Here is a 3924-nt window from a genome sequence, read left to right as displayed (position 1 = left end):
GAGCAGCAGCGCGTCGCGATCGCGCGGGCGCTCGCGATGGAGCCGCAGGTGATGCTGTTCGACGAGCCGACCTCGGCGCTCGACCCGGAACTCGTCGGCGAGGTGCTGAAGGTGATGCGCGAGCTGGCCGGCGAGGGGCGCACGATGATCGTCGTCACCCACGAGATGGCGTTCGCGGCCGAGGTGTCGCGGCGCGTGATGTTCCTGCACCAGGGCGTCGTCGAGGAGGAGGGCGACCCCCGCGAGGTGCTGGCGAGGCCGCGCAGCGAGCGGCTGCGCGCGTTCCTGTCAGGCGGACTGAAGTGAGGCCATCGCCTCGCCGAGGCGGATCGGCAGTGCCGGCTCCCAGGCCGGGTTGAAGGCCAGCGGCCCGGCCGGGAACAGCATCACGACCGTCGAGCCGAGCAGGAAGCGCCCCATCTCGTCACCCTGCTTCAGCGTGACCGGTGGTGCATCGTCGTCGTAGCGCCATTCGCGCAGCGTGCCGCTGCGCGGCGGGTTGACCACGCCATGCCACACCGTCGCCATGCTGCCGACGATGGTGGCGCCGACCAGCGCCAGCACGAACGGCCCGCGCGGGCCGTCGAACACGCACACCACGCGCTCGTTGCGCGCGAACAGCCCCGGCACGCCGCGCGCGGTGGTCGGGTTGACCGAGAACAGCGCGCCCGGCACGTGGATCATGCGGCGCAGCCGGCCGTCGCAGGGCATGTGGATGCGGTGGTAGTCGCGCGGGCTCAGGTAGAGCGTCGCGAAGTGGCCGCCGTCGAACTGACCCGCGAGGGCCGCATCGCCGCCGACCATCGCCGTCGTGCTGTAGCGGTGGCCCTTGGCCTGGAAGATCTGGTCGTGCTCGATGCGGCCGAACTGGCTGATCGCGCCGTCCACCGGGCAGATCAGGTCGGCCTGCGCGAGCGGCCGTGCACCGGGCTTCAGCGCGCGCGTGAAGAACTCGTTGAAGCTCGGGTAGGCGGCGATGTCGGGGTTGGCGGCCTCGGCCATGTCGACGCCGTAGCGCTTGACGAACCAGCGGATCAGCCGCGTGGTCGAGGCGCCCCCGCGGGCCGACGCGATGCGGCCGGCCAGCAGCGTCAGCGCTTGCTTGGGGAGAAGGTACTGCGGGAGGACTGCGAGACGATCCGACACTTTGAGAGGCGCGAGGCTGGGCGAAGCTGCGCAGTGTAGCCACGCCGCCGGGCGCGCCCCCCGAGGATCATCCCGCAGTGCGCAGCTGGGTGTTGAAGAACGCGATCGTGCGCGTCCAGGCCTGTTTCGCGGCCGCGTCGTCGTAGCGCGGCGTGGTGTCGTTGTTGAAGCCGTGCTGGGTGCCGGGGTACTTGTAGGCGTCGAACTTCACCTTGGCGGCCTTCAGCGCGGCCTCGTACGGCGGCCAGGCGGCATTGATGCGCTCGTCGTTGTCGGCGAAGAACAGCAGCAGCGGCGCCTTGATGCCGGCCACCTTGTCGAGCGCCGGCGCGTTGCCGTAGAACGGCACGCCGGCCGCCAGCTCGGGCACGCGCGTGGCCAGCAGGTTGACGACGCCGCCGCCGTAGCAGAAGCCGACCGCGCCGAGCTTGCCGTTGCCCAGCGGGTGGGCGCGCAGGAAGTTGGCGGCGGCAATGAAATCCTCCTGCGTCTTGGCCTGGTCGAGCTTGCCGAACAGCTCGCGGGCCTTGTCCTCGTCGCCGGGGTAGCCGCCGAGCGGGAACAGCGCGTCGGGGGCGAACGCGATGAAGTTCTCGAGCGCGAGGCGGCGCGTGATCTCCTCGATGTGCGGGTTCAGGCCGCGGTTCTCGTGCACCACCAGCACCAGCGGCAGCTTGCCGGAGACGCGCGCCGGCTTCACCAGGTAGCCGCGCACCTTGCCGTAGCCGAGCGGCGACGGGATCTCGACCGATTCGGCCGCGATGCGCGGGTCGGTCTTCGGCACCTGCTCGGCGGCGGCGAATTTCGGGCTCAGCGCCTCGAGCAGGCCGACGGCGGTGAGGCCGCCGACGGCGTACTTGCGGGCGCCGTCGAGGAAGCCGCGGCGGTCGATCTGGCCGTGCACGTACTTGTCGAACAGGCGCAGCACCTCGGGATCGAAGTCGCTCGCGGTCTGGCGGGGCTTGTCTTGGGCCATCGGGTTGTCCTCTCTGGTGTTGAACACGGGAAGGGTCTGAGTCGCGCAGTTGAGCGGCAAACGGCGGGCCTGTCATCTGCGCTGCGATTTGCCACCGTACAGAACTCAGGTTTTGCGCGCCCATCGCAAGGCAGGTACGGGCATCGGCCCGCGTGGCCCGCAGAATGCGCGTCTCCCTGCTTCTGCCGCGCCCCGTGATCGCCTACGACCCCCGCCGCACCGCCCTGTACTCGCCCGAGCGGGCGCCCACGCTGTTCACGCCCGATGCGCAGCCGACCCTGCTGCAACTGGCCACCGAGGCCGCGCGCCTGGCCTACGTGCGTGCCGAGGGCTCGAAGACCGAGGCCGAGCGGCTGGCCGCTGCGCTGGCGCGGGCCGGCTTCGATGCGCCGCGGCTGTTCGCCGATGCGGGCAGCGGCTCGCAGGCCTTCGGGGCGCTGCGGCCATCCGACGGACTGGTGCTGGTGGCCTTCCGCGGCACGCAGCCCGACGAACTGGTGGACCTCGCGAACGACCTGAATGCACTGACGACGCCGTGGCCCGAGGCGAGCGGGCGGGTGCATGTGGGCTTTGCCGGCGCGGCGCGCACCTTGCTGCCGCGCATCGGCCACTGGCTGGATGGCGATGCGAAACCGCGCAACGGGCTGCTGCTGACCGGCCACAGCCTGGGCGCGGCGCTCGCGACGCTGGCCGCCTCGGTGTGGCACGAGGGAACGCTGGTCACGCTCGGCTCCCCGCGTGTCGGCGATGCGGTGTTTGCGGCAGGGCTGCGCAATCCGCAGCGCATCCGGCTGGTCAACTGCTGCGATCTGGTCACCGACCTGCCGCCGAGCCTGCGCACCTACACGCACGTGACGCCGGCCAGCTACATCACGAGCGCCGGCGAGCTGGTCGAGCGGCCCGATGCGGCACGGGTCGACGACGACCGCATGCGCGCCCGCACCGCCTACTTCGGCGAGCACGCCGGCAAGCCCGGCGCGGTGCTGCTGCGCGACCTGGCGGACCATGCGCCGATCAACTATGCGCGGGCGTTCTTCTGAGCGCTCAGGATCGAACGCCGGGCAGCGCCGCACCGCAATCGCTGCAGTAGCGCGCTCCGGTGGCATGGCCCTCGGTCAGGCAGGCCGGGCAGGTGCGGGTGGTCGGCGGCGTGGGCTGCCCCCTGAAGCGCAGCGCGGTGAACTCGGCGCTGACGATGCCGGTCGGCACCGCGAGCGTGCCCCAGCCGACCAGCATCATGAACGACGCGATGAAGCGGCCGAGCCCGGTCTTCGGCGTGATGTCGCCGAAGCCGACGGTGGTCATCGTCGAGATCGCCCAGTAGATCGACACCGGGATGTTGTCGAAGCCGTTGCCGGGCCCCTCGACCGCATACATCAGGCTGCCCATCACCACCGTGACCAGCAGCACGAAGCTCAGGAACACCAGGATCTTGCGGCGGCTGGCCATCAGCGCCTCGCCGAGCGCGCGGTACTCGGCGATGTAGGCAGCCAGCTTCAGGATGCGGAACAGCCGCAGCAGGCGCAGCGCCCGCACGTCGATCAGCGCATGCAGGCCGGGCACCACCAGCGCGGCCCAGGTCGGCAGCACCGCCAGCAGGTCGATGATGCCGAACACGCTGCCGGCATAGCGCCCGGGCCGCTGCACGCAGGCGAGCCGCGCCAGGTACTCGAGGCTGAACAGCACCGTGAACACCCATTCGAGCGCCGACAAGACCTCGCCCCAGCGCGCGTGCAGCGACGCGAAGCTGTCGAGCATGACCACGGCCACGCTCGCGAGGATCAGCCACACCAGCGCCAGGT

Annotated in this window: 5 protein-coding genes; 2 read left to right on the top strand and 3 right to left on the bottom strand. The window is 71.0% G+C overall.

Going from position 1 to position 3924, the window contains the following annotated elements:
• On the top strand, nucleotides 1-306 hold a 306-nt coding region (locus tag AC1D01_RS24130; RefSeq protein ID WP_477870855.1), incomplete at its 5' end, for an AAA family ATPase.
• Here the strand turns inward: AC1D01_RS24130 and asd are convergent.
• Nucleotides 289-1146: an archaetidylserine decarboxylase gene (gene asd / locus AC1D01_RS24125; protein WP_477870853.1), complete on the bottom strand. Its 858-nt coding sequence runs from the start codon at nucleotides 1144-1146 to the stop codon at nucleotides 289-291. The genes AC1D01_RS24130 and asd overlap by 18 nt on opposite strands.
• A 67-nt stretch (nucleotides 1147-1213) precedes the next feature.
• Nucleotides 1214-2122, bottom strand: coding sequence for a dienelactone hydrolase family protein (locus AC1D01_RS24120; protein WP_477870851.1), 909 nt, complete (start codon nucleotides 2120-2122; stop codon nucleotides 1214-1216).
• A 164-nt stretch (nucleotides 2123-2286) separates the two neighbouring features.
• Here AC1D01_RS24120 and AC1D01_RS24115 point away from each other — a divergent pair, with 164 nt between their 5' ends.
• Entirely contained in the window at nucleotides 2287-3162 is an 876-nt protein-coding gene (locus AC1D01_RS24115) for a lipase family protein (RefSeq protein ID WP_477870849.1), read from the top strand.
• Nucleotides 3163-3166: 4 nt separating this feature from the next.
• Here the strand turns inward: AC1D01_RS24115 and AC1D01_RS24110 are convergent.
• Nucleotides 3167-3924, bottom strand: a 758-nt coding sequence (locus tag AC1D01_RS24110) for an ion transporter (protein ID WP_477870847.1), incomplete at its 5' end; no start/stop codon positions are given.

It is taken from the genome of Rhizobacter sp. P3_B12 (assembly GCF_056402895.1).
This window is presented reverse-complemented; position numbering and strand designations above follow the sequence as displayed.

What these genes read in the sequence shown, in the direction of transcription:
- AC1D01_RS24115 (WP_477870849.1), top strand. Translation starts at nt 2,287, where the DNA reads ATGCGCGTCTCCCTGCTTCTGCCGCGCCCCGTGATCGCCTACGACCCC.
- AC1D01_RS24120 (WP_477870851.1), bottom strand. Translation starts at nt 2,122, where the DNA reads ATGGCCCAAGACAAGCCCCGCCAGACCGCGAGCGACTTCGATCCCGAG.